This is a genomic window from Terribacillus saccharophilus, from assembly GCF_046592895.1.
Classification (GTDB): domain Bacteria; phylum Bacillota; class Bacilli; order Bacillales; family Amphibacillaceae; genus Terribacillus; species Terribacillus saccharophilus_D.
The window spans coordinates 304312-328219 of record NZ_JAWVPU010000003.1 but is presented as its reverse complement, the minus strand read 5'-3'; the positions used below and the strand labels follow the sequence as shown (position 1 = coordinate 328219).

The following is a 23908-nucleotide window of genomic DNA, read 5'->3' as shown; positions in this document are numbered from 1 at the left end:
ACATCCATTGTTATTGAAACAGCATTTTAACGGGGTTCACAAAACTGTAAAGAGATTATAGCTAAAATGTGAAAACGCTCACAATTATAAGCACTGCATACTTTTTTCGCTTATACTGCAGGTGTAGAAGGAAAGGCGCTAATCCCTCTTAATCTAATATGTGAAGTGTTTAACAAACCAATTACATGGATGGAGTGTGGAGAAAATGATCATACAGTGGATTCGAAACAGCAAAGCAGCTGCAGGGCTTTGGGCAATCATCCGGATTTATCTTGGCTACACTTGGCTAACAGGCGGACTTGGTAAACTGACCGGAGGCGGATTCGATGCCAGCGGCTTCCTGCAAGGAGCGGTCGCGCAAGCTGGTGGAGAGCATCCTGCAGTGCAGGGTTGGTGGGCGGTCTTCCTGGAGCAAGTGGCACTGCCAAATGCCGGAATGTTCAGCTTCCTCGTCATGTGGGGAGAAATACTAGTCGGAATCGCACTCATTCTCGGAATCTTCACCAACTTCGCCGCCCTCATGGGGATTGTAATGAACTTTGCCTTCCTATTCAGCGGCACCGTGAGCACAAACGCACAAATGGTACTGCTGACCGTCTTCCTGCTCGTTGCAGGCGCTAATGCCGGACGCTATGGACTAGACAGATGGATCATGCCGTATCTCAGAAATCATTATCCAAAACACACACCAAAAACACCGACGAAACCGATTGCTTCTTAATTAGAATAAAAGGAAACCGCCTGAATCATTCAGGTGGTTTTTTCTGTATCCCAAAAGGAATTTTATTTTGCGATTTTCATTGCTGCAGGTATGGCAGCAACTAGAATGAAGATACATGCCGGTTCCTAGGTATAAGTGGTGATGGAAGTCTTGATTTTCTCCACGGTACGATTTGTAGTGTACAAAGTGGTGTTTACACTTATAAGGAGAAAGCTGCAAAAGATTGGTCATAAGAAGGAATCAAGATTGTAAACGACACTGTTGCTCATGACATATCAACGTTACGAGCTTTTTATACTGACAAACATTTGCAACCTTTTTAAGTGCCTAGCCGTAAATAGTAAAAACACAACGGAAGGGGAATCTATCGTGTTGCTGCTTATGGACGCTTGTAATCTGCTTTTTTCATACGTTAATTGGAGAAGTGTGGATGAAGATGATATCCAGATGAATATCGAGCAATTAAAAAGAACTGATTGGTTTCAGCAATATTTGCACAAGCAGCCATATCGGGACTTGATCGTCTTTGATAAAGCTGTTCGGAATACGATAGGACGTTTGACTAATAAAAGGCTTGTCAAAAATCCGCATCGCCAAGCGTATCAGCGTATCCTCACGAAAGCATTGCATCGGAGAATTATAATTACTACATCTTGACGGACAAATATACGGAAGAGGAACCTATCATAAGACAGGTTCCTCTTTTTTCAGGGTTTAACTCAACCGCGGATCATACATCAGCTGAATATCAACTCCAAAAGGATCGCGCACAACGCCGTATGCTTCACTGAATACATTCGCTTCTAACGGCTGAATGACTTTCACACGGCTATCTCGCATCATATTTTGATAGAAAAGCCGTATCTCCGCTAAATTAGCACTTTGGATACAAAGTGAGAAATTATTGCCTGCTTCATATTGTTCTCTTGGATCCATCGTTTCTTCGGCAATCATCAGGTTAGATCTGCCAATTCGCAGTACGCAATGTGAAATATAGTCTTTATTCTCTTCCGTAAGCATCATCCCTGCATCGCGCTCTGCCATGTCCATATAGCTTACCAGCAATAACTCCTCAGCCTGCAAATGTTCTTTGTAAAAGGCTATAGCTTCTTTTGCTTTTCCGTCCATCGATAGAAAAACGGCTATCTCCAATGTCATGTAAAATTCCTCCTTTTCTTAACAACAGCTTTAGCATACAGTAGAAAGGTATCAATTCATGACACCTTTTAAAGGAGTATCATCATGTCTAAATCAGAACGATTGCAGAGCATGCTGCAGTACATAAATGAAAAGAAGCATTTTAACTTGAAGGATTTGATGCAGGAATATGGTATCTCCAGAAGTACCGCCATTCGTGATATCCAGGCACTTGAACTGCTCGGCATGCCGCTTTACGCAGAGCACGGCAGGAACGGTAAATATGTTGTATTGGATAACCGCATCTTGTCGCCAATCACATTTACATCAGAAGAGCTGTACGCCATTTATTTTGCGATGATGACGTTGGCAGGTTATAAGGAAACACCGTTCAAACAAGAAATCAGCAGCTTGGAAGACACTTTTCAAAGTGTCCTGCCAAGTGCCATCAAAGATAGAATCGAAAAAATGAAGCATGCAGTAAGTCTGGATACACCAAATCATCGAAATGAGGCAGCCTATCTCAAAGAAATCTTAAAAGGGATATTGGATGAAAAAGTGTATACCATTTCTTATCGAAAACAAAACAGCAGCAAAAAGATGACAGTTCAATTCATCACGCTTCAGTCGAGATTCAGCCAGTGGTATGCGAAAGTCTATAATATGGACAAGCAGATGATTCAAAATATCCGCTGCGATAAAGTCATGAATATGATAGAGAATGATGAGGTGCAGTCTCAGTCATGGGATTATTTATTTTCTCTTGTGACGACATATCATCAAAGACCAGATGCAATAGCGTTTACGGTAGAAGTAACCGAACGAGGTAAGGACCTTTATGAGAAAGAAAATTATCCGTCGATGATTTTAAACCCGACGGGAAATACTTTTACGATATGTGGTCATTATCACGCAGAAGAAGAGCTGTTTATTGCCGATTACTTTTTGCGATTCGGCACATCCATTTTGTCCGTTCAGCCGGCGGAACTAAGAAACAGCATCCAAAAAAGAATTTTATCGATACAGAATCATGTGAACGGTCTAATATAGTTCTTGCACCGTGTATTGCAAAAACTTCCATTTTTGTCTATTCTGTAAGTGGAGGTGATACCTGATGGCAACTGAGAGGAATGCTCATGCGTCAGAATTTGGAACAGCTCATGCAAAGCCTATTGGGAAAGGCGATACTTTGTGTGAGGGTACTGTTTACTAATCGCCAATGTATCCTTTTCTGTCCGGGCTTTGCACTTATCTGGCAATTTAAAAAAGATAAGGGAGCGAACAGGAAATGGATAAACGGAAAAACACAGAACAAGCATTCATCCGGAATGACCAATATAACGTCATTGCACGGCAGGTGTCTCATATCATCAATGCTCAAGCTACGGTGAACCACGCCGATACGATGGACGGAGTAAGATTACACGCTTATTCGAAAGTGGAGGCGATGCTGCCGGAGATGACCGAGGAGCAGAAGACGCTGCTGCATCGTCTGTTCGAATTGGAAGATGAGTTGGAGGCAGAAGCGTTTTTGGCAGAGCTGAAGCAGTATATCATTCCCTTTCGGAGAGTATCGAAGAAAACAGTGGAGAAGCTGTTTCCGAAAGCGAAAAAGCTGCAGATGCCTGACTTTGATGCGCTGGACTTTCAGAGGTTATCGTACATCGGCTGGTTCGACACCCGGGCCCATAAGCAGCACTTGATCGTTGCTTATCAAGGGAAGCTGAAAGGCATTTCGGGCGTTTTGGATAACAGCTGTATCCAAGGCATCTGTTCGATATGTAACTGCCTGGACGATGTCAGTCTGTTCGTCACACGAGTCAAGAGCGGGAAAGAGACTTATGTGAACAGAGGGAACTATATATGCAAAGACAGCCAAAGCTGTAATGAACAACTGACGGATATAGGGAAACTGGAGACTTTCCTGAATCACTTATATCAGTAATATGGAAAGAGCAGACGCGTGAGTCTGCTCTTTTTATCATTACATATTAAAAACCAGCCCATTCGGCTGGCTCTTCTCATTTCTTATTCATTTTCTTAATCATGAAGTGAAGCCTGATATAACGGATGGCTGAGTAAAAATCGAATGTGGCAAAAACAGCCAAGATGATGCTTAGCAGTGTCCATTCTCCGGTATTTCTTACATCCGTTATAGCCCAAGATATGAATAAAATTCCGAGAAACAAATAGAATATCCCTGCGGGCAATGGTGAGCGCATCATTAGTTATCCTCCAAAGATGATAGTTTGCATATTTTCTAGTTGCTGACGTGTTCGTTCCAGTTGTTCCAGTCGTTCCGGTGTGAGGTAGAACTGGGCGATGACAACGGTCAGGTTCATTAAACCATGTGCCATGATCGGGACGATAATTCGCTTTGTCTTAACATATAATGCTGCGAAGACAACGCCCATACTGAAGTAGGTCAACAGGTGGTCTATTTCGCCGTGCACTAATCCGAATAAAAGAGCGGAGACTAACACTGCCACGAAGAAGTTAGTTCGTTTGTAGATTTCTCCGAAAATGATCTTACGGAAAATGATTTCCTCCAAAATCGGTGCACAGACGACAACGATCAACACAAATACTGGTACTTGCCGAACAGCTTCCATGAGAACAGATGTATTTTCCGACCCAGGTGTAATGCCCAGAAGATAAGTTTCAATCGAGGCAGCAATTATCTGGCCTACGTAGGCTCCGAAAAAACCAATGATGATCCACAAAATTGTCATTCCTGCACCAGTGGCATTACGCATGGCTGGTGCGCGCATATCGCTGCGCAGCAGGAAGCATGTAATGATTACCGCAAGCAAGAAGGTGACCACACTCCACCAATTGATGATGAGGCTTAGATCCCATCCTTGGTCCCGTATCCAAGGTAAAAATGGATACAGCAGAAACGAGGACGCCTGCATCAAAATATATGTCAATATAACGTACCAATAGCGTGCTGGCAATATAACGACTCCTTCCGCCTTACTTATGTAGTTATCATCTTAGGTATTTTAACATAAGAACAGGGTAAGTATGTAGCGGTGCGCATTGTAATTGACTTGTTAAATAATCCAAAGCGTGGCAGGAGAAATGGGGAATTCGTCGAACAACTATCTGAGTGTCATGCTTGCAATCTTTTTTCGTTTTGATTATTATAATAACTGTGTTAGCACTCAACTAACACGAGTGCTAAAAAATCAAATTATCGATTATATAAGGAGGGTTTCTCACATGTTGAAGCCACTAGGCGATCGTGTCGTAATTGAACTTGTAGAACAGGAGGAGAAAACTGCATTTGGTATCGTGCTTCCTGAATCTGCGAAGGAAAAACCGCAAGAGGGTAAAGTTGTTGCCGTCGGTAGCGGTCGTGTAACCGATAATGGACAAAGAGTTACACCAGAAGTGGAAGAAGGCAATTTGATCATCTTCTCTAAATACTCTGGTACAGAATTGAAATACGAAGGCAAAGACTACTTAATTCTTCGCGAAAGCGACATCCTTGCAGTATTAGGATAATCCGAAGAACTGAAAACATATAACATAGAAGATATTATAGGAGGTTTTATTAATGGCTAAAGACATTAAGTTCTCTGAAGACGCTCGTCGTTCCATGCTTCGCGGTGTGGACACACTTGCAGATGCAGTTAAAGTAACACTCGGACCAAAAGGTCGTAACGTGGTATTGGATAAGAAATTCGGTTCTCCGCTAATCACAAATGATGGTGTGACAATCGCGAAAGAAATCGAGCTGGAAGATGCATTCGAAAACATGGGTGCGCAGCTTGTATCTGAAGTTGCTTCCAAAACAAACGAAATCGCTGGTGACGGTACGACTACTGCGACTGTCCTTGCACAGGCAATGATCCGCGAAGGTCTTAAAAACGTCGCTTCTGGTGCGAACCCAGTAGGCGTGCGCCGCGGTATCGAAAAAGCGGTTGAAGTAGCTGTCAAACAGCTTCAAGAAATCTCCAAACCAATCGAAGGCAAAGAGTCCATCGCACAAGTTGCGGCAATATCTGCAGCTGACGAAGAAGTTGGCCAATTGATCGCAGAAGCAATGGAGCGCGTAGGTAACGACGGCGTTATCACTATCGAAGAATCCCGCGGCTTCAACACAGAGCTTGAAGTTGTCGAAGGTATGCAATTCGATCGCGGCTATGCTTCTCCGTACATGGTTTCCGACCAAGATAAAATGGAAGCTGTCCTTGAAGATCCATACATCTTGATCACAGACAAGAAAATCGCTAGCATCCAGGAAGTACTTCCTGTACTTGAGCAAGTTGTACAGCAAGGCAAGCCTCTATTGATGATCGCTGAGGACGTAGAAGGCGAAGCACTTGCAACACTTGTTGTGAACAAACTACGCGGTACATTCAACGCTGTTGCTGTTAAAGCACCAGGCTTCGGTGACCGTCGTAAAGCAATGCTAGAAGACATCGCGACACTAACTGGTGGTGAAGTGATCACAGAAGACCTAGGTCTTGATCTGAAGAACACACAAATCACACAGCTTGGCCGCGCTGCTAAAGTTGTTGTTACAAAAGAAAACACAACAATTGTCGAAGGTAACGGCAACCCAGAAAACATTACTTCCCGCGTTGCACAAATCCGTGCACAAGTAGAAGAAACTACTTCTGAGTTCGACAAAGAAAAACTACAAGAGCGCCTAGCGAAACTTTCTGGCGGTGTTGCAGTAATCAAAGTCGGTGCAGCTACTGAAACAGAATTGAAAGAACGCAAACTACGCATCGAAGACGCCCTTAACTCTACGCGCGCGGCAGTAGAAGAAGGTATCGTAGCCGGTGGTGGTACAGCACTAGTCAACATCTACAACAACGTTGCAGGTCTTGAACTAACAGGCGACGAAGAAACAGGTGCGAAAATCGTCCTTCGTGCAATCGAAGAACCAGTTCGCCAAATCGCTCACAACGCAGGCCTTGAAGGATCCGTCATCATCGAGCGTCTGAAAAAAGAAGACGTCGGCATCGGCTTCAACGCAGCAACAGGCGAATGGGTAAACATGCTCGAAACAGGCATCGTCGACCCAACCAAAGTAACACGCTCCGCACTCCAAAACGCAGCATCCGTAGCAGCTATGTTCCTAACTACAGAAGCAGTAGTAGCTGACAAGCCAGAAGAAAACGCTGGCGGCGGCATGCCTGATATGGGCGGCATGGGTGGAATGGGCGGTATGATGTAATTCACATCATTTCTGAACTTGCTATAGTCGCAAACTATAAACTAAACAAAAACCACTTCTCGAAGAAAGTCGAGGAGTGGTTTTTTGTTGCTTAAATTTGTATTTCAAGATCTTTAGATGATAGGAATAAAGAATACGACGGTAAACGGTAAACTTTTGCAATTATCAAAATATTATGTTTTAGTGCTGAAGTACAGTCCACAACGTACAGTGACCTTATGCTATCTTTTACCTATAAGTTAGGGCGGAAGAAGGAGTTATAAATTAGTCTTAAATATTTTTATTAAGTAATTTCCAAATTGTATGATTTTGCACGATACTCTTGGATGTACTCTCTTTTTACTTATTAAAGAGTATTGTGATCAATGGGGCGGACTATTATGAGGTGCTTTAAAAATGCAGGAAAACAAATAAAGCTCTTTATTTGCGTGTATCTATTTAAGGGAGCTTTTTTGTTGTTATAGGAATATAGTATATATTATTAATATTACCTGCAAAAATATTCAATAATACTAGTTCATTATATCTAGATGATGTTAAAATAAAATAAACGATATTTACAGTATTTAGGAAATGAATATCTAACTTAAGAGAAAGGGTTTTAACAATGAACTATTGTACTACCTGTGGAGAAAAAGTGATTCGAGATGCACATTTTTGTATATACTGGGAAAAAGGCGTAAATCATTCTGAAATGAAGGTAGTAAACCTGCAAGTACTGCTAAAAACAAAGAGAATAAGATAATTAAATCAATTAGAAATAACCCTGTATTGAGTCTCTTAATATCAGTTGTTATTACAGCTGTAGTAGTGATGATATATGTGTCTGGAGTACCATTCGTATCCGGAAGTAGTAAATCTGCAGTTAAAGAAGTGGAGAAGCAAGTTACATATTGGCTTGAAGATGAATATGGAAAAGAATATGTTAAATCAATTTCTTTTAAGGATGTTAAAGCCGAAGAAACAGAATATGGAGAGAATTATTATCACGTCACTGGTGATGTAAAATACGAATCGACGTGGGCAAATCTTATACTGATGAAGAGAGCCGGTACTTTTCATATTACATTCAGTACCGTGATGGGGAATGGACAGTACAAGATCCGAGGGGAGATAATGCACCTAGAATGTATATTAATTACTAAGTTTTAGAAAAGAATTAAGACAATCAATCAATATGTCTTTAGATAAAAAAAGCGATCGACAGTGTTCGCTTTTTTCGTTTCTATATTTAGAAAGCGTAGTTTTCCTAATGGAAATACGTAGAATATATTCTAAATCAACCATGGTAGTCTCCCGTTTTAACATTAACGTTGACAATTCTATACTCTATTCCATCCATTTCGGCATAGACTTCATAAAAACCCTGATTATTGTAGACTTGAAGCTTCTCATACCTTATTGTGTCTATGGAATCTGCATAACCATTTTCGATTATTTCACTTTCAAACTGTTGCTTTACTCCAGGAGCCCATTCATAAGGATCATCTTCTAAGCTAGCAGCTTGTATTTCTTTTTCCTCGCGTGGATGCTATCAACTCTGTCAGTGGCATTGTCCTTAAAAGTGTTAACGGTCTTTTTTTGCTCCTCTGTAATATATGGATCTTCTAATATTTCCTCTGCTCTTACCAAATATGTTTCATCTGGCATGGAATTCTTATCAGAAGGATCATACAGTTTTTCAAGTTCAGCTATCTTATTATCAATTTCTTCAACAGCAGCAATATCTTCCTCTAGAGTCTCCTCATATTCTTTAGTTATTTCTTCGATAATTGAATAATTCACATCGGATTTAATATATTCCAGTGTCTTTGTTGCTTTTTTTATATCTCTATCATCTACCAATGTAATGAATTCATTGTAATGTCCAACCAACTTAAGCCAATTGGCTGCTTCTTTATTATTTAGATCTTCTGCAGCAGCTAGTTTAAAGTTACTAGTTGCTTTACTTACATCTCCATCTGCTAAAGCTAATTTTCCCTGATTAATGGCATCTTCCACAATAGTCGATGTTTCCTTGGCATCTGCATTTGTTTCTTTTTTGTCAGTAGAATTACAACCTATCGTTAATAGAGAAATTAAGAATATACATGTGAAAACGACTATCCTTTGTTTCATAGAAACTATCTCCTTTAGTTATTTATTCAGAATAGCGCGAAACTAGGTTAAATTCTATTTTACTAAATATGATATTTAATAGTAACTTTTTTCTTTATATTTTACAATTTTTGTGAAGAATTGGACTGTTCATATAAAGTGAATACATCTTGTGTGAATTCTAAATGAGCTAAATTAGAAGTACTAAAATTATCTTCCCCAAGTGTAGATCTATTTTACTATTCTCTTTATAATATATGTAAGAACTTTGTAATTTTTTGAATGATACTGTTAATTGGATAATCGTGGGGTATATTGAGCGAAGAGCGAACATCTAATAAATTCATTATCTAACAATACATACTAGAGGTGTTTATATATGCAGCCTGTTAATGCGAGCAAATGGAAGTTTTCACAAATACCAAATATCGAAGAATCTAACTTCAATAAAATATTAGAGCGTTTTTATGGTTTGGGCATCAAAGGTTTGACCAAAGAAAACATCCAAAACTCTTTGGATGGGCGATTACCTGAAAGCACTGAACCGGTTATTGTGAAAATAAATACTGGATTAATTAATAAAAAAGATATACCTGGAATTGATAGTGTCATTGATAGGGTGAAGAGTTTGGAAGGAAGAAATAGTTACACCAAGGAAACAATTAGCCATATGCTCAAGGAAGTGAATCAGGAAGACGTGCGCTATATCTCCTTTGAGGATATAAATACGAAGGGTCTCACCGGAGCAAAAAATGGACAAAGTCATTCCAAGAAAGATACTTGGGGTATTTATGCTTATAACAAAGGGGTTCATTTTGAAGAAAGTGATAAGTCGGTCGAGACATCGCGTGGGGGATCGCATGGTGTAGGGAAGATTGCATCCAATGCGGCATCTGATCTTCACCTAATGTATTTTGCCAACTGTGATGCAGAAGGAAATCAGCATTTAGGTGGCACAGTTCAATTGATTGAGCATATGTTTAAAGATCAATGTTATCGCTCTACTGGATATTTTGCTGATATAAAAGAAGAAAATAATACATCAAAGTTTTATCCTTATGAAAATAACTTCCATTCCGTTTTTGAAAAGGAAACGAGAGGGTTGAAAATTATTATTCCTTATTTGCGTTCGGAATTCGGTAAGGAAGAAGAAATTATCAAGACTGTCTGCGATAGCTTTTTTATCTCTGTTTTAGATGGAAGGTTAGAAGTGCACGTAAACGAACACGTGCTGAATCAGGAAACGATTGCAACCTATTTAAACAGCAGCCAGTATTACGAGCAAGAAGTTACAGAAATGAAGAAAGTTTTTACACCACTATATGCAAAAACGTATGTAAACAGAGAACCACAGACAATTAAAGTTTCCAATGGGGCACAGGATTTTCAATTTAAGCTTTATTTTCATTATGACGAAGCCATTCCAAAAGGCCGTGTAGCTATTGTTCGGACGATTGGAATGAAAATTGAGGATTTCACGGTTAAAGCCAATGCGACAAAGCCTTTTAATGCGGTATTAATTGGTGGTCTCGATGAAGATGGTTATTTGAAATCGCTTGAAAACGAATCACATACAAAGATTTCCGCAGAAGACATAAAAGATCCTGTCCTTAAAAAGCAAGCTACTCGATTCATCAATAATCTTTCTAAAAAGATCGCGTCGATTATCGATGAGGAAATGAAGAGAAACAATCCTACTGATGGTGTAATGGATACAAAGGATCTTATATATGTGATTGAATCAGAATTCAAGCAAGATCTGTCCAATGCATACGGTGCGGTAAACATAAATAAAGGCAATAAAGTAGTAAAAACAGTGGATCCAGGTTTAAATGCTGAGAAAAAGAAAAATGGCGATAAGAAAGGCAGCGTCAAACCCAAGAATTCAGGTGTGAAGCGTACTCGAAATAAAACAGCGGGCAACGCAGATGAAATGCAGGAATTAGGCACAGAAGTATTTAGTATAAGTCCTAATTTGGTGGACCGTTTAATTCTGAACAACAATGAATATATTCAATTCAATTTTAAAGATATAAGCGAATTATCCAAGACAAAATCTTGTAAACTCTCCTTTAACATAATCGATGGAATGGGAGAAGAATACAAAGATGAGTTTAAATTAAAAGAGAATTATGTCTCTGTCACAGATAATAACACTGGTTCAAGCTGTGTGATTGAAAACGAGTCCATTCAGAACGTATCCATTAAGGATGGCATTGTCAGATTAAAACTCGATTTAAAACCAAATTATAATCGTGCTCTTAAATTTATTTACTACGTAGAGGTGTAACATGATCTATAAAAAAGATGCAAATTTTCCTTATCCAATTCTAACGAATACATCTACAAGCTATGAGGATAGCTCTTTCATATTAGATGTATCCCTTGAGGAAAATACGAATGATTATCGTTTTCTCATAAACTATGACATTAGTTCACCATTCATAAAACACTTGATTGAGTCAGGAGAAGCGGAACTTATTCTCATTATCCAGTCGAAGGACAATAAGTTTTTTAAACTGAAGCCAAATCAAAATGCTATTGAAGTGCCAAAGAATAGAGTTTCTTTAAATAGGCGAACATCCATACAACTCCATATTCAGTCATCAAAAGAGATTCACTTTGGCGACAACAATAGCTTATCTTCTTTTTATGATGCTTTTAAATACGACATCAATGTGCCGGAAAATGCCCTGTTAGGATTCTCTAACATTGTTGTGTTTGAGGGAAATATCCAGAATCCGCTGACGTTATTTGAAAAAAGATTAGATGAAAATCTTTCTTCTGATATTAAAATTGAGCTGGGTTCTGAAACCATCATAATCTGTTATAGAAAAGATGAATTCCAATTTAATGGAGTCAGGTCTAGCCAAGCGCTGAATAATCCATATATTTATGCTGGTTTGCGTACTGCTTTGCAGCGGTTTATAAGCGAGCATAGCGATAATGGTGAAGATGTTGATTTAACTCAAATACAACAACCTGAGAATTTATTGGATTTTAAGTTATATCAATTAATGACTAAAAAAATGGTGGATGAACTTTCTGTTGATAATATCGATGAGGTCATTTCTAAAATATCCAATAAAATCATTGAAAAATATACAGGAGCAATCAAGGAGCTTATAAACAATGGAAATTAATCTGTTAAAAGTGGGCTATAAAGGTAACGATCAATTTTATCAAGATTTCTTAGATGATAAGATTAACAGTAACGAGGATTACTTTTCTAATGAAATCGTAACTATCCCTGACGCTCCGGATTTTCCGATTTATATGGGACGAGGCAATGAAGAAGAGAAGAAACAAGCTTTCCAAAAAGCATTTGAGATAATTGCTGCTCATTACATTAACACGGATCGAGAGCTTCATCTTGATGAACGGTTTTGGCACTCTTTGTTAGTGACGAAGAAGCGTGAATTTATCCTTGATAACTATCCAGTCGTAACTACTGGTAGGAGACAGTTTGAAAATATCGTCATTAAGAAGTTTGATTGGGAGAATTATATCTATAAGTGTGTTCTAGCTGCTGAATATATAGAAGATATAGGCACAAGTGACGAAGAGAAAAAACATTATTATAAATTGGTATTAGATAACTTGGATATATTTAATTATATTATTAAGTATGCTATCTTCCGAAATGGTGAATTTCTGTTGAAAATATTAACGATCATCGATGAATTGCAGATTTCAAGTATTATGAAGGCTAATATTAAAGATCGACCAGATTTAGGTAAGGATGAAAGGTATGGCAGACGAGTCATTTTTGAACTGAATAAAAAATATCCAGTTGTTTTGTCCCCTTTATTAGATATTGAGAAGTTAAAAGATGAAGTTATTTCCGCATTAAGTATGTATTATGACGTATCAGCTATAAAAGATCATACAATTCCAGAACTTGAAGTTGGAATTAAATAAGCAGTACTTCTAGTTTACGAGGAAAAATCTATTAAAATGAGTGTATACTCGACTTATATGTTGTATCCGTTCCATGACTCAGAACTTTACTTATCTAAATATCTTTTATGTGGGAGTAAAGCGAAGACCAGAGACACCTGTGTTTAGCACAGGTGTCTTTATTTTACTTAGTGATTGTTATCTTCATTTTCGAGCTGTTTGTAGAATCATCATTATCTTGTGGGAGGCCAGCTCTGATATATCAGAAATCCTTTACAATTGCCTCTAAATTCAGCTTGTAAATCCAATTTAGATTTTGTTCTGTCGAATAATATTTATATATTTCAAGAGAATATCTTCATGAAAGTTATAGTTACTGAAATTCTGTTTTGTGAATCCAGTCTTTTAAATATTAGAGATAAAGGTATTTTATTTGATTGCAATATACACTATTGGCGGTATCCTGTAAGTCCATAATCAAAAGCGCCAGACCAAAAGGTTTGACGCTTTTTTTGGTGCAGTAAAAATGTAATAGGCTTTACAGAGATGCTGGTAGATTACAAAAAATATTGATTCAATAGGTCTTAAGTCCAACTGTATTTTCCGAATAAATAGGAAAAATGATTCGTTGAATGCTATAATATGTAAGAATAAAGCTGTAGGGGGGCAGGAGGACATGTTAGAAGTCCGTAAAGGTAAATCATCCAAATCGTATGAAAACGAATTCTTTAGAAAAGTATCGGTTGAGTTGTCGCAAGTTTTTGAACAAAGACATTGGGATGGTATATTGCTTGGTATGCCCGAATGTATTACGAAAGAAGATTTGCAGATTGATTGTTTGTTGGTTACTAAAAATCAAATTATTATCATTGATTTCAAAGATTATCGTGGAACGCTGGAGCTTCCTACAGAAGAAGAATTTGGATATGGCAGATGGATGTTAAATGGTGATATAACGGTTAAAGGAGGAAGTGCTCCTAATCCTTTTAGTCAACTAGGTAAGCAGCGTGGGAAGCTGATTAGTGAACTTAAATATCGTTTAAATGATCTGGAACGAAAGTCTATATCAACTGTCGTCTGTTTTCACGATAAAGTAGAGATTATAGGTGAGATACCTAGAAATTATCAAGTTAGTTTTTCAATCGTTGATTCAAGCAATTATCTGAACAAAATTGTTGATATTATGGATGTTATCGAAGATAAGAACATAGATTATTTGTCGGAAAAGAGTAGACAAACTTTTACAGAAACATTGTTTGTTACGGATGAATATCAATTCGATGTTCAATTTGAACCAGAATTACATAGTCCGCGTATGCCAGAGCGAACGAAAGATATCGATAGTTTACAGCAAATCAGGGATTTTCTAGCGTCTGACAATAAAATCATGACCTTAACAGGTAATACGAGAAGTGGTAAAACTGCGTTGATTCCTGACATTCGAGAAATGGCTTTTGATTTAGGATTTACCGATGTTCCGGTATTTGCTTACTCTAATCGATTAAGAAAGAAGATGCTCAGGAGCAATCCAGAAATAGAAGAAGTGGAATCCCTGTTTAAATCGGTATTTGATTTCAATGGGGAAACAATAGATGAATTTTACAAAAAGAACATACCTGTAAAAGGGCATGATGAAATCCATGATCAAGATACAGCTTTGTATATAATCGATGATAGTCAACTGATTACGAATTCTGGTTTTGATTCGGAAATGCTGCAATTTGGTTCCGGGTACTTATTGGATGATGTGCTGAATTATATCGATTTGGAGTCCTTTCCCGAAAGGAAAATTATTTTCATTGGAGATAAAAACAAACTGAATTATGGGTCGAAAATCGAAAATGCACTTAATCCAGACTACTTGAAAGCACTTCTTACTAGTAAAAATATCGTTTCAGATATAAGTAGTGCAGAGTTGCCGGAAAATGAAGGAGAATCGGAAATCCTTCAAGTATGCAATAAGATTGCTAGGAATATACGAGCGGAACGTTATAATGCGTTATCTATATATTCTGGCGAAGAGATCACAGTCTGCGAAAAGCAAGACCAAACAAATGCATTGAAAGAAGCTTATCTGAATCCAAACAGCAGTAAAATTCTCGTCTTTTCCAATAAGCAGGCTAATCAAGTGAATACTTGGATCAAGAAACAATTAATCCGAAATGGCGAAGAAATAGGCGCAAAGGATTATGTCGTCTTTAATGCGACAATTCAAGCTTATGCCCCAACAACTGTAGAAAGTAATATTTCCCCATTCGTTAATACGGAGCAAGCTTTCTCCACTGCTGAATCCAAAAGGGTAGATAATGGTCAATTTGGCGAGGTTGTGCACGTTGATAGGAATAATATAATCGAGAAAGTTGTCGAAATAAACGGCGAGAAAGTCATATTGCGATTTATTCCTTGTCAAATAAAGCTTCAGGACGAAACAATCATAGAAACGCTGATATTCGACAACTATTTGAAATCGACCAAGAATGAGTTGGATAAAAATGAAATTCTAGCTTATCAAATTGTCTTATCGAGTTATGAAAATGAAATGTTCAAGAAAGAACCTTTTAAAGGAAGTCCGGAATATAAACAAATGTTACAACATGGGGAAGCATACACGATTGTGCAGAAAAATGGGGAAGAACTTTATCGGGATTCCAAAGACAAACGGAAGTTGACGCGTTTTGAAAAAACATACAGAGAAAGAGTGCTGAAAAATTTAACAGTGCCAACAAGTGAATATTTTAAGCTGTTACATGCGGCAAAAGTGAAGTTTGGCTGGGCGATGACAGTGAATAAAGCAATGGCATATTCGTTTGAAAAGGTGTTTTTTAATACCAATCAAGATGAAAACCGAGGCAGAACGAATAAGGAATATTTTAAATGGATCTATACTGGAATCTCTAGTGGAGTAAACAATGTACAGCTGATAAATTGGAAACCAATTTCACCTTTCTTGAGAACGGAATTTAGCGAATCATCATCCGTAAGATCTTCAAATAAAAAGAATATCATTTTAACTCTTTCCAATGGAGAGCAAACGCCGACCGTACAGCTTCACAACTACTTGGAAACCAAGTTATCAGGTGTCGTGTCCATCATGGATATTGCTGCAAGAAGTTATTTAGAGATTGTCACGTTGGAAATGAATGATCAGAAAATGGAATTGTTCTTCGACTATAACGGAAGAGGAGAAATGAAGATACCAAGATTAAAGTCAGGGAATGAGAAGGATTTTAACTTGATCGTTTCTTTATTGAATCAGACCAAGGAAGATGTCTCAAGTGAAGTAGGTGAAATGAAGTCCTATGTACAAGAACTTGGTGCTATCTTAGAAAATCATGCTATTCATATGAAAGTTTTGGACTACCATGAATGGAATTTGATATTAAATCTTTCTACCCAAACAAATAACACAGAAGTCCAACTATGGTATAACGGCGATGGTATGATCTCAAAATTCAGTTACATCAAGGGATGCAAGGAACTTTTCTCGCAAAGTGTTGAATTAATAAAAGAAGTATATGTTCTTGACTAAAAGAGGGGGAAAAGAATGTACACACAAAAAAACTATAAGAAAGATCTAGTTTGGATTTCTACCACATACTTTGTGAAATATAAATTGCTGCAAGACTTCGTCAATAACCGTATTGATCATGATGCTTTTGTGGAGGAATTGGAAATAGAATATTTGAAAGAAGACGCTGAAATAACGGAGATAATAGGTGAATTAAGAAAACTGTCTGAGAAAATCAAGCAAAACGGCGGTAAACTGGACCTGGATCCCGTTGATGAAGCAAAGAAACAGAAGAAAAACGGCAAACAACAAGAGGCCTTTGATACAATCCTCCCTTATCTTCAGGAACATAGGGATGATGAGGAAGCGGTCATTACTTTTGGATGGATAATGTATGATTTTTTGAAGATGTCTGAAGGAAGCATGGACAATTATGTTGAAAATTTAAAGATTCTTAATGACAATGCGGCTATACCTTTTGATTACACTATCGATTTTAAGAAAAAATTAGTAACCACCATCTTGTGGTCTATACGTCGTGTTGTGCTGCGGGGAGAGCAGTTTGCTAATAAAGTGTTTCCTCAGTTGTTAAGGCTTATTGGTAATGAGTCAAAGTTCATTGAGAATAGAAGGTTTAATAAAGATAATGAGGCTTCTATATCACGCTTACTTATCAAGGAAATCAGAAACAAATTAAGCGATAAAAATTACCTTATGTTTATGGACGCCATTGGATTCAATTGGTTTGATAAAATTGATTTCCAAAACACGGATTTCACTAATGCTAATGGCGAGCAAGTAGTTGTTAGGCCACTGGCAGAAGTTGTACTGAACTACCATGCAAAGAAACTATTATCAATGGATGTATCGATGGCATCAGAACAAAGGATAAATTCATTTATCGAAGTACTGAATACTCAAATAAAAGATAATCCTTCTTTTGAATGGCTCCCGTATTATAATGCAAAGTTATTGATAAAAGTAAATAGAAAAGAAGAAGCGCTTAACGCGGTTACTTTGTTTGCAAGAACCAAAAGCAAAGAATTTTGGATTTGGGATTTAATCAGTGACATTGTGAATGAAGATGAGACATTCAATTGCTTATGTGCGGGCTTGGTATGTAAGGCAAAACCAGAAATGATTGTTGGATTGCAGGAAAGAATCATCCCGCTTCTTGTGAAGAAGGGAATGTTTTCTAATGCAAAATTCGAATTAGATTTATTAATTTCTACCCGGATGAAAAAATGGGGGAAAATATCTCGAGGACTGGAAGAATGGAAAAACGAAAGTTGGTATGTTAAAGCACAATCAGCTGAAAGTAGAGTTGCTCTAGAAGTGTATGCCGACCAAGCTGAGGAAATTCTATTTCGAACGCTGCCGTTCACCGATATTTTTGTTACATACATTAACGAAGAAAAAGGTGTAATTCATTTTGCATACATGGAAAATAAGTATCTTTCAACGATTAAAGATGGATATTTTTTCATCGATAGCTTGAAAGAAATCCGCAATTGGAAAATCGATGAATCGTTGAAAGTTAGAATGATTAAAAATGCTAAAAGAACGAATTTATATAGGATTTATAAAATTGAACCAGGAGATGAAACTTTTGCATCTAATTTCATCCAAATTGGAAGCGGCTACGTGAACAAACAAATCGGGAACTCATTTGCATTTGTCAATGATGTTTTTATTTCTCCTAAGTTGGTGGAAGAAAACAAAATTGAGGATTATGACAACATCGAATACATCAAAAGGAGAAGATTCAACAGGAAGAAAAATAAATGGGGCTGGACTGTGGAAAAGATAACTTCTATCGAGAGAGAAGAACAAGCAGAAGATAATGATGAAGAATAATGTTATGAAACCTCCTCTGTAAAAAAACAGAGGAAGTTTTTGTACACATTTTAATTTTTTGTAAATTAATTGACTTAGTACTAAGTAATGATGTATAGTGAAGTTGTATTTAGTACCAAGTCAAACACAGGAGGTATACCATGAAAAAAGTAATCAATGGGGCAGTATACAACACTGACACTGCAAAAAAGATATGTGAGCAATTTACGGAAGATCCTGATCATACAAAAGGAGCAATTGTAAAAAAGGTAAAACAGTTGTACAAGACAAAGAGTGGTAAGTACTTCTTTTATATAAAAGATAATTATATCGGTTATGTGGATGCCAATAATGATGACATAGATCCTAAGTTTGAAGAGGCGGAGTTAGAAGAAAAAAAGATACTTCTGGCTACTTATGAAGCAGCGTTTCAATTTGCTAGTGAATTTTATTCGGATACAAATTCAAATGAGATAATAGACAAATATTTTCCGGATCTTACGACTGACAGCAAGGATGAAAAAAAATCCGAAAAAAATGCATAGAAAAAGCCAGCTGGTATCTAAAGATGATGTTAACAGATAAAGATAACGAGGCTACGAATAGTAGTATTATTGAAAGGTTTGTTGAAAAATATCAATAACTTTATTGGGAATTATGACAAGGAATCCTTACAACGAATTGGCTGATTGACTATAATGGGACCTATTTAATATTAGATTTGTCTAATAAACTAAAAAAAGGGGACTTTTATGCAAATTCTTAAACATTACTTAAACGCACTTAAAAATTTAAACAAAAAGTATTATTTTACTCCTTTTCTTCTCATCGCATATGCTTCTATCATTCTCCAATTGTGGGATGGCGGCAGAAGGTTTATGTTATACAGTGATAAAGAAGCAGTTGATTATGTAATATTTATTTTGACGACTTTTAAAGCATATTTCTTAATGATTATTGCAATAATCTGTTATCCACATGCTAATTTCTTTATCCAATCTTCTTGGTTTTATAGAAAAATTTTTGGCACTACTTGGGGAGTTGTGAAAAATGGATTCTCCAATTATGCAAACATCGGTAAAGAGGTGCCTAACGATTACCACCTTCGCAGTTCAAGTGGAGCAACATATACTGTAAGTGCTGGCTATAAACCAAAAAGGGAAAGAATAAGTGATATGCAGATTACATACCTTCTATATCTATTTTTCAAATTCTTCATAAAAGATCTTGTAATTAGGGTGTTTACACATTTTGGTATTCTTGTGATAAGTCCATTCTTATTCCTGATCGCTGTTCCTACTCTTAAGAAAAAGGGACTTTTAAAGAGTATAGAAAAATAATATAAATTAAAAATACTAACATTGAAAGAAGGATTATATGATATATACAGTTGATAGGTGCAGAACTGCTAAGCTGAGACTACCATGAACAATGGGATATATTGGATGAAATTTGATGCTTATTACTAAATCAATAGTTTGTGGGTGTGAAAATGAAAAAAGTCATTCAAGGTGCTGTTTATAATACAGAAAAGGCAAAGATGCTTTGTGAAAGAACGTATGACGGACCCTCTCATGAGATAGGTGCACACGTAAAACAATTACAGCAATTATATAAAACGAAAAGTAATAAATTTTTCTTTTATATAAAAAATGAATTTGTTGCTCATGTTGCAGTGAATAATGACGATATTAATCCGGAGAATGAGGATCAAGAAGTGATAGAAGAAAAAATAACACCTGTTTCTTATGAGAAAGCTTTGCAATTTGCAAGTGAAATCTCTACAGCTTACAAGTCAGAAAAGAAAAGGCTATCCAAGTACTTTCCGGAATTGGCTGTAGAAGAGTCGAGTGATAACAGAAAGATACAAAAAAAGCTGTATATCTCAGAAAAAGCAAATTGGTATTTGGAATTAATGTTACAAGAAGGAAATGAAACAAACAGTAGTCTCGTAGAAAGGTTAATTATAGAGCAGTATCAAAGATTATTTAAAAAAGGAATTATGGATAGAGATCCATTTCATGAAATGGAAAAATAAATAGGCAGCTGTGGCCCGTAAAAAGCGCAAGGGGAGGCAGCTTTGCCAATAGGCTAAGCTTATCTTTACACTATAGAAGGAATAGGAGAGGACTTTAATATGAGTAAAAAGAAAGATTACGGAATGACAGAAGAAGAATTAAGAAAAGAAGAGGAGGAACGTATTCAAGATTCAAATGATGATTATTGGCTCATTCCCATCAATGAAGAAAAAACCTTATCGGAACTAGAGGATGACTTTTATTTTAAGCAAGTCAAAGCAGAAGAAGCATATTGGGAAAATAGACATTTGGAGCAGTTGAAGATGGAAGACAGCATGTCAGAGGATATGGAAGAAAATCTAGATGAAGACGATCTGGAATTTAAGGAAGAAGAATTAGATATTAGTGGCATAGAATTGGAAGATTCAAGTAGAAGTGATGGCTCAATAAAAAGAGATAATACATACGTAACTGTTGATGAGGACGAACCGCTTGAGATTTGAATAAAAAAGAATGAACAATTAAGGAGAGATGTAATGAAAAATTTACCAAAATCAATTATAGGTGTTCTTATGTTAAGTGTATTACTAGCAGCTTGTGGTTCTATTGAAAGTAACGTAGAAGGCAGCTGGAAAGTAGTGATGGATGATGAAGAGACCAATTCATACATGGAAATCGGTGAAGAAAGAATCGTAACCAGAAAAGAATCAAACGAAAATCCAATATCTGCTGAATACATACTTACCGAAACAGAAGATGATAAATTCATCATAGAATTTGTCAATCCGGAAAGTGGCAAGAACGAGTTTTTAATGGAAGGTTATCTTGAAAATAAAGACTTAATAAAAGTCATTTCCACCCCAAACGGTGAAACAGATAATAGTAAGTTAGTCAGAGTAGACAGTATAACAGAAGAATTAGAAGAAAAAGAGAAGGAAGAAGCGGTGAGAGAAGAAGAAAGAATAGAAAGAGAGAAAGCAGATGAGGAAGCAAGACAAGTAGCAAAAGCAGAAGAGGAAGAAGAAGCAAAACAAGTAGCAAAAGCAGAAGAAGAGATAGCAAAACAGGTAGCCAAAGGAGAAAAAGAGGAAAAGGAACCAATACAGGCTGCCGGCAATAGTGGTTTGAAAGAGAAGTATCTAAGCGAAGCAAATGGTCTGGATGATAAGATCATGAAAGAGTTGAAAGATGTACATCCTCATGCGCAAGATATGCAGCCTGGTTTCTATGGTCAATACAATGGGGAATGGGATTCGTTGTTAAATGAAGTTTGGAATGAATTAAAAGATACGATGCCAGATAACGAATTTGAATCATTAAAGGCAGATCAAAATCAGTGGATTGAAAAGAAAGAGCAAACTTTTAGTGAAATGCCAGATGAAGCAGCTTCAGCAAGAGCAGAAGGATGGGACTATCTCGCATTTGAAACAAAAGATAGAACGTATTATTTGATTGAGAATTATCTGGATTGATGGAAACCAAAAAAGAAAATCAAGGGGAGAAACTAATGAAAAATGAAGTGGAACAATTTATCGCAGAAGGCGTGAAATTAAAAAGGGCTGGAAATTTGATTGGAGCGTTAAATTGTTATTTGCAAGCAGTTGACTTGGATCCCACCAATAGTAATGTATTTATAACTGTCGGGAAGACCGCTCATTTATTGAAAGAGCAAGATTTGGCTGTGAAAAGTTATCTGGCGGCAGTGCATCTCATGCTAGCACCTATTGAAAAGGTCATCGACAATCCTGAACAATCACCAGACTTTTTACGTATGGCATATGGAGAATTCTCAGAGGAACAATTGAAGCAATTACCACGAAAATCAGCTTTTGCTATTTTTATGGATGATAATACACCAAGGCATGTTGCGCATGCAATGATTGATCTTTCGCCAGAATACTTTGAAAATAGATCTGACCTTATGCCAATTACTGAAATATACAGAGCCAGTATTTTAGGCGACGGCTCTTATGGTGACGTATTAAACCAATACGGTTACACTTCCGATGATCACATGACAATAGAAAAGGAGATCTACCTGCCAGCTGGGCAAAAGTTTCTGATGACTAATCTCAAATGGGATCGGATAGACAGTCCAAACGTGGTTGATATGTACTTTTAAAAGGTGACTTTTCAAAATATATAGAAAGTGGGATGAATATGACATCAGAAATAGCCATCCTTAATACAGGAGCTGTTGCACTGGCAGCTGATAGTGCGGTGACAATCAGTGGTGTGCAAAAAGTATACCATTCAGCTCGTAAACTATTCAAACTGTCAGATGCACATGCTGTTGGCATTATGATTTATGGAAACGCATCATTTTTGGATGTACCTTGGGAATCAATTATTGAAGTCTACCGTAAACATATAGGCGATAACTGTTTTGACACATTAGAGGCGTATACGAAGAGCTTCTTCGACTTCCTGCATGAAAATGATTATCCAGATCTCATGTCCAAAAGCAGTGAAAAGAACTTCCTTACAAATGGATTGGAATCCGAAGTTATTAACTTACATAAGGCTTTGGTGGATATAAAAAACAACTTGTTCAGCGAGTATGGGGAATTACATCTCCAACAAGAGATACAAGATATGTATATGTATCAAGTTGGGGAATTCCTGCAAAACAGCGTAAGTGATTATATAAAAAAGAGCCATATAGGTGCGATAAACGAAGATGATTTCAACATGCTGGCCGAAAAATATGGACCAGATATTGAAAGAATGATTGAGAAACATTTTGAACCATATAATTTTACTGCTGAGTGGGTCGGTCACATCAAGTTAATTGTTATTAACGTCCTGTTAAAGGAGTTCTCCAGCAAGTTTTCCGGCATTGTTTTTACAGGATTCGGAGAAAAAGAAATTTATCCTTCCTTTTTCTTATTTTTGGTTGATGGCTGCATCAATCAAAAAGTGAAGTTTTGGAATACACCCCAATCAAAATCAATAAATCATGCTAGAAAGGCTTCCATCATACCACTCGCACAACGAGATATGGTGAACAGTTTCTTTGAAGGAATCCACCCTGGAATGGAAAATCTATTAAAAAATAACTTGAATAAAAATGCTCAATTACTACAGCATTCTTTTAATAAAATCATAGATACACAATTAGCTGGGAAGGTAGACAAGGAATCGGTTAAAGAGGAAATCAAAGCAGAAATCCTTCATTTGTATGATGACCATGTTAAAACCATGATTAATTTTAAACAAGAACAATTCATTGATCCAATGATGACGATTGTGGAGAATTTGCCAAAAGAGGAATTAGCCGAAATGGCGGAGACCTTAATTCATCTAACGTCTTTTAAAAATAGGTTATCAACGGATGTAGAATCGGTCGGTGGTCCAGTTGACAGTGCAGTTATCACGAAAGCGGATGGGTTTGTCTGGGTTAGAAATAAGACTGAATAATTTTTCGCAAAAAATATAGATGGAAAATAAGCTGGTAGGGTTGAGAGAGGATAAAAGACCAGACATAAACTTAAAGT

At 37.1% G+C, this 23908-nt stretch carries 23 protein-coding genes; 19 read left to right on the top strand and 4 right to left on the bottom strand.

What is annotated here, in order from left to right:
- Positions 1–205 precede the first annotated feature (205 nt).
- Together SFC66_RS12555 and SFC66_RS12550 are read left to right on the top strand one after the other, a co-directional pair.
- Positions 206–721 (top strand): DoxX family protein, encoded by a 516-nt coding sequence (locus tag SFC66_RS12555; RefSeq protein ID WP_411219072.1) that lies wholly within the window; start codon positions 206–208, stop codon positions 719–721.
- A gap of 369 nt (positions 722–1090) precedes the next feature.
- A complete protein-coding gene (locus SFC66_RS12550) occupies positions 1091–1378 on the top strand; it encodes a hypothetical protein (RefSeq protein ID WP_411219071.1) in 288 nt (95 codons plus the stop codon).
- 57 nt (positions 1379–1435) lie between these two features.
- On the opposite strand, the gene SFC66_RS12545 is transcribed toward SFC66_RS12550, so the two are convergent.
- Positions 1436–1879 carry a VOC family protein gene (locus SFC66_RS12545; protein WP_411219070.1) on the bottom strand — a complete coding sequence of 148 codons (444 nt, stop codon included), beginning with the start codon at positions 1877–1879 and terminating at the stop codon, positions 1436–1438.
- Positions 1880–1963: 84 nt separating this feature from the next.
- Between SFC66_RS12545 and SFC66_RS12540 the strand changes: the two genes are divergently transcribed.
- The gene (locus SFC66_RS12540; RefSeq protein WP_411219069.1) at positions 1964–2908 is read left to right on the top strand and encodes a helix-turn-helix transcriptional regulator; all 945 of its coding nucleotides are present in this window, start codon (positions 1964–1966) and stop codon (positions 2906–2908) included.
- Between the two features lie 238 nt (positions 2909–3146).
- The gene (locus tag SFC66_RS12535; RefSeq protein WP_411219068.1) at positions 3147–3803 is read left to right on the top strand and encodes a FusB/FusC family EF-G-binding protein; all 657 of its coding nucleotides are present in this window, start codon (positions 3147–3149) and stop codon (positions 3801–3803) included.
- Positions 3804–3879: 76 nt separating this feature from the next.
- On the opposite strand, the gene SFC66_RS12530 is transcribed toward SFC66_RS12535, so the two are convergent.
- Positions 3880–4083, bottom strand: a complete 204-nt coding sequence (locus tag SFC66_RS12530) for a DUF4305 domain-containing protein (RefSeq protein ID WP_411219067.1) — start codon at positions 4081–4083, stop codon at positions 3880–3882.
- A gap of 3 nt (positions 4084–4086) precedes the next feature.
- Positions 4087–4815, bottom strand: a complete 729-nt coding sequence (locus SFC66_RS12525) for a CPBP family intramembrane glutamic endopeptidase (RefSeq protein WP_411219066.1) — start codon at positions 4813–4815, stop codon at positions 4087–4089.
- 268 nt (positions 4816–5083) lie between these two features.
- On the opposite strand from SFC66_RS12525, the gene groES reads away from it, so the two are divergent.
- The 3 genes from groES (at position 5084) to SFC66_RS12510 (ending at position 8204) form a co-directional block, all read left to right on the top strand.
- On the top strand, positions 5084–5368 hold the full coding sequence (gene groES, locus SFC66_RS12520) for a co-chaperone GroES (RefSeq protein ID WP_411219065.1): 285 nt from the start codon (positions 5084–5086) through the stop codon (positions 5366–5368).
- Positions 5369–5420: 52 nt separating this feature from the next.
- Positions 5421–7052, top strand: a complete 1632-nt coding sequence (groL, locus tag SFC66_RS12515) for a chaperonin GroEL (RefSeq protein ID WP_411219064.1) — start codon at positions 5421–5423, stop codon at positions 7050–7052.
- An 822-nt stretch (positions 7053–7874) separates the two neighbouring features.
- Positions 7875–8204, top strand: a complete 330-nt coding sequence (locus tag SFC66_RS12510; RefSeq protein ID WP_411219063.1) for a hypothetical protein — start codon at positions 7875–7877, stop codon at positions 8202–8204.
- Positions 8205–8543: 339 nt separating this feature from the next.
- On the opposite strand, the gene SFC66_RS12505 is transcribed toward SFC66_RS12510, so the two are convergent.
- Complete coding sequence (locus SFC66_RS12505; RefSeq protein WP_411219062.1) at positions 8544–9170, bottom strand: hypothetical protein; 627 nt, start codon at positions 9168–9170, stop codon at positions 8544–8546.
- Positions 9171–9528: 358 nt separating this feature from the next.
- On the opposite strand from SFC66_RS12505, the gene SFC66_RS12500 reads away from it, so the two are divergent.
- The 12 genes from SFC66_RS12500 (at position 9529) to SFC66_RS12445 (ending at position 23831) form a co-directional block, all read left to right on the top strand.
- Positions 9529–11439, top strand: a complete 1911-nt coding sequence (locus SFC66_RS12500; RefSeq protein ID WP_411219061.1) for a hypothetical protein — start codon at positions 9529–9531, stop codon at positions 11437–11439.
- Position 11440: 1 nt separating this feature from the next.
- Positions 11441–12292, top strand: a complete 852-nt coding sequence (locus tag SFC66_RS12495; protein ID WP_411219060.1) for a hypothetical protein — start codon at positions 11441–11443, stop codon at positions 12290–12292.
- Positions 12282–13070: a hypothetical protein gene (locus SFC66_RS12490; RefSeq protein WP_411219059.1), complete on the top strand. Its 789-nt coding sequence runs from the start codon at positions 12282–12284 to the stop codon at positions 13068–13070. Before SFC66_RS12495 ends, SFC66_RS12490 begins: the two co-directional genes overlap by 11 nt.
- Before the next feature lie 655 nt (positions 13071–13725).
- Entirely contained in the window at positions 13726–16578 is a 2853-nt protein-coding gene (locus tag SFC66_RS12485; protein ID WP_411219058.1) for a nuclease-related domain-containing protein, read from the top strand.
- Positions 16579–16593: 15 nt separating this feature from the next.
- The gene (locus tag SFC66_RS12480) at positions 16594–18414 is read left to right on the top strand and encodes a DUF7017 domain-containing protein (RefSeq protein ID WP_411219057.1); all 1821 of its coding nucleotides are present in this window, start codon (positions 16594–16596) and stop codon (positions 18412–18414) included.
- A 140-nt stretch (positions 18415–18554) separates the two neighbouring features.
- Entirely contained in the window at positions 18555–18938 is a 384-nt protein-coding gene (locus SFC66_RS12475) for a hypothetical protein (RefSeq protein WP_411219056.1), read from the top strand.
- A 207-nt stretch (positions 18939–19145) separates the two neighbouring features.
- On the top strand, positions 19146–19733 hold the full coding sequence (locus tag SFC66_RS12470; protein WP_411219055.1) for a hypothetical protein: 588 nt from the start codon (positions 19146–19148) through the stop codon (positions 19731–19733).
- A gap of 152 nt (positions 19734–19885) precedes the next feature.
- A complete protein-coding gene (locus SFC66_RS12465; protein WP_411219054.1) occupies positions 19886–20431 on the top strand; it encodes a hypothetical protein in 546 nt (181 codons plus the stop codon).
- A 99-nt stretch (positions 20432–20530) separates the two neighbouring features.
- Positions 20531–20914 carry a hypothetical protein gene (locus tag SFC66_RS12460; protein ID WP_411219053.1) on the top strand — a complete coding sequence of 128 codons (384 nt, stop codon included), beginning with the start codon at positions 20531–20533 and terminating at the stop codon, positions 20912–20914.
- 33 nt (positions 20915–20947) lie between these two features.
- A complete protein-coding gene (locus SFC66_RS12455; protein WP_411219052.1) occupies positions 20948–21883 on the top strand; it encodes a lysozyme inhibitor LprI family protein in 936 nt (311 codons plus the stop codon).
- 35 nt (positions 21884–21918) lie between these two features.
- The gene (locus SFC66_RS12450; protein WP_411219051.1) at positions 21919–22533 is read left to right on the top strand and encodes a tetratricopeptide repeat protein; all 615 of its coding nucleotides are present in this window, start codon (positions 21919–21921) and stop codon (positions 22531–22533) included.
- A 38-nt stretch (positions 22534–22571) separates the two neighbouring features.
- The gene (locus SFC66_RS12445) at positions 22572–23831 is read left to right on the top strand and encodes a hypothetical protein (protein ID WP_411219050.1); all 1260 of its coding nucleotides are present in this window, start codon (positions 22572–22574) and stop codon (positions 23829–23831) included.
- Positions 23832–23908: the final 77 nt, after the last annotated feature.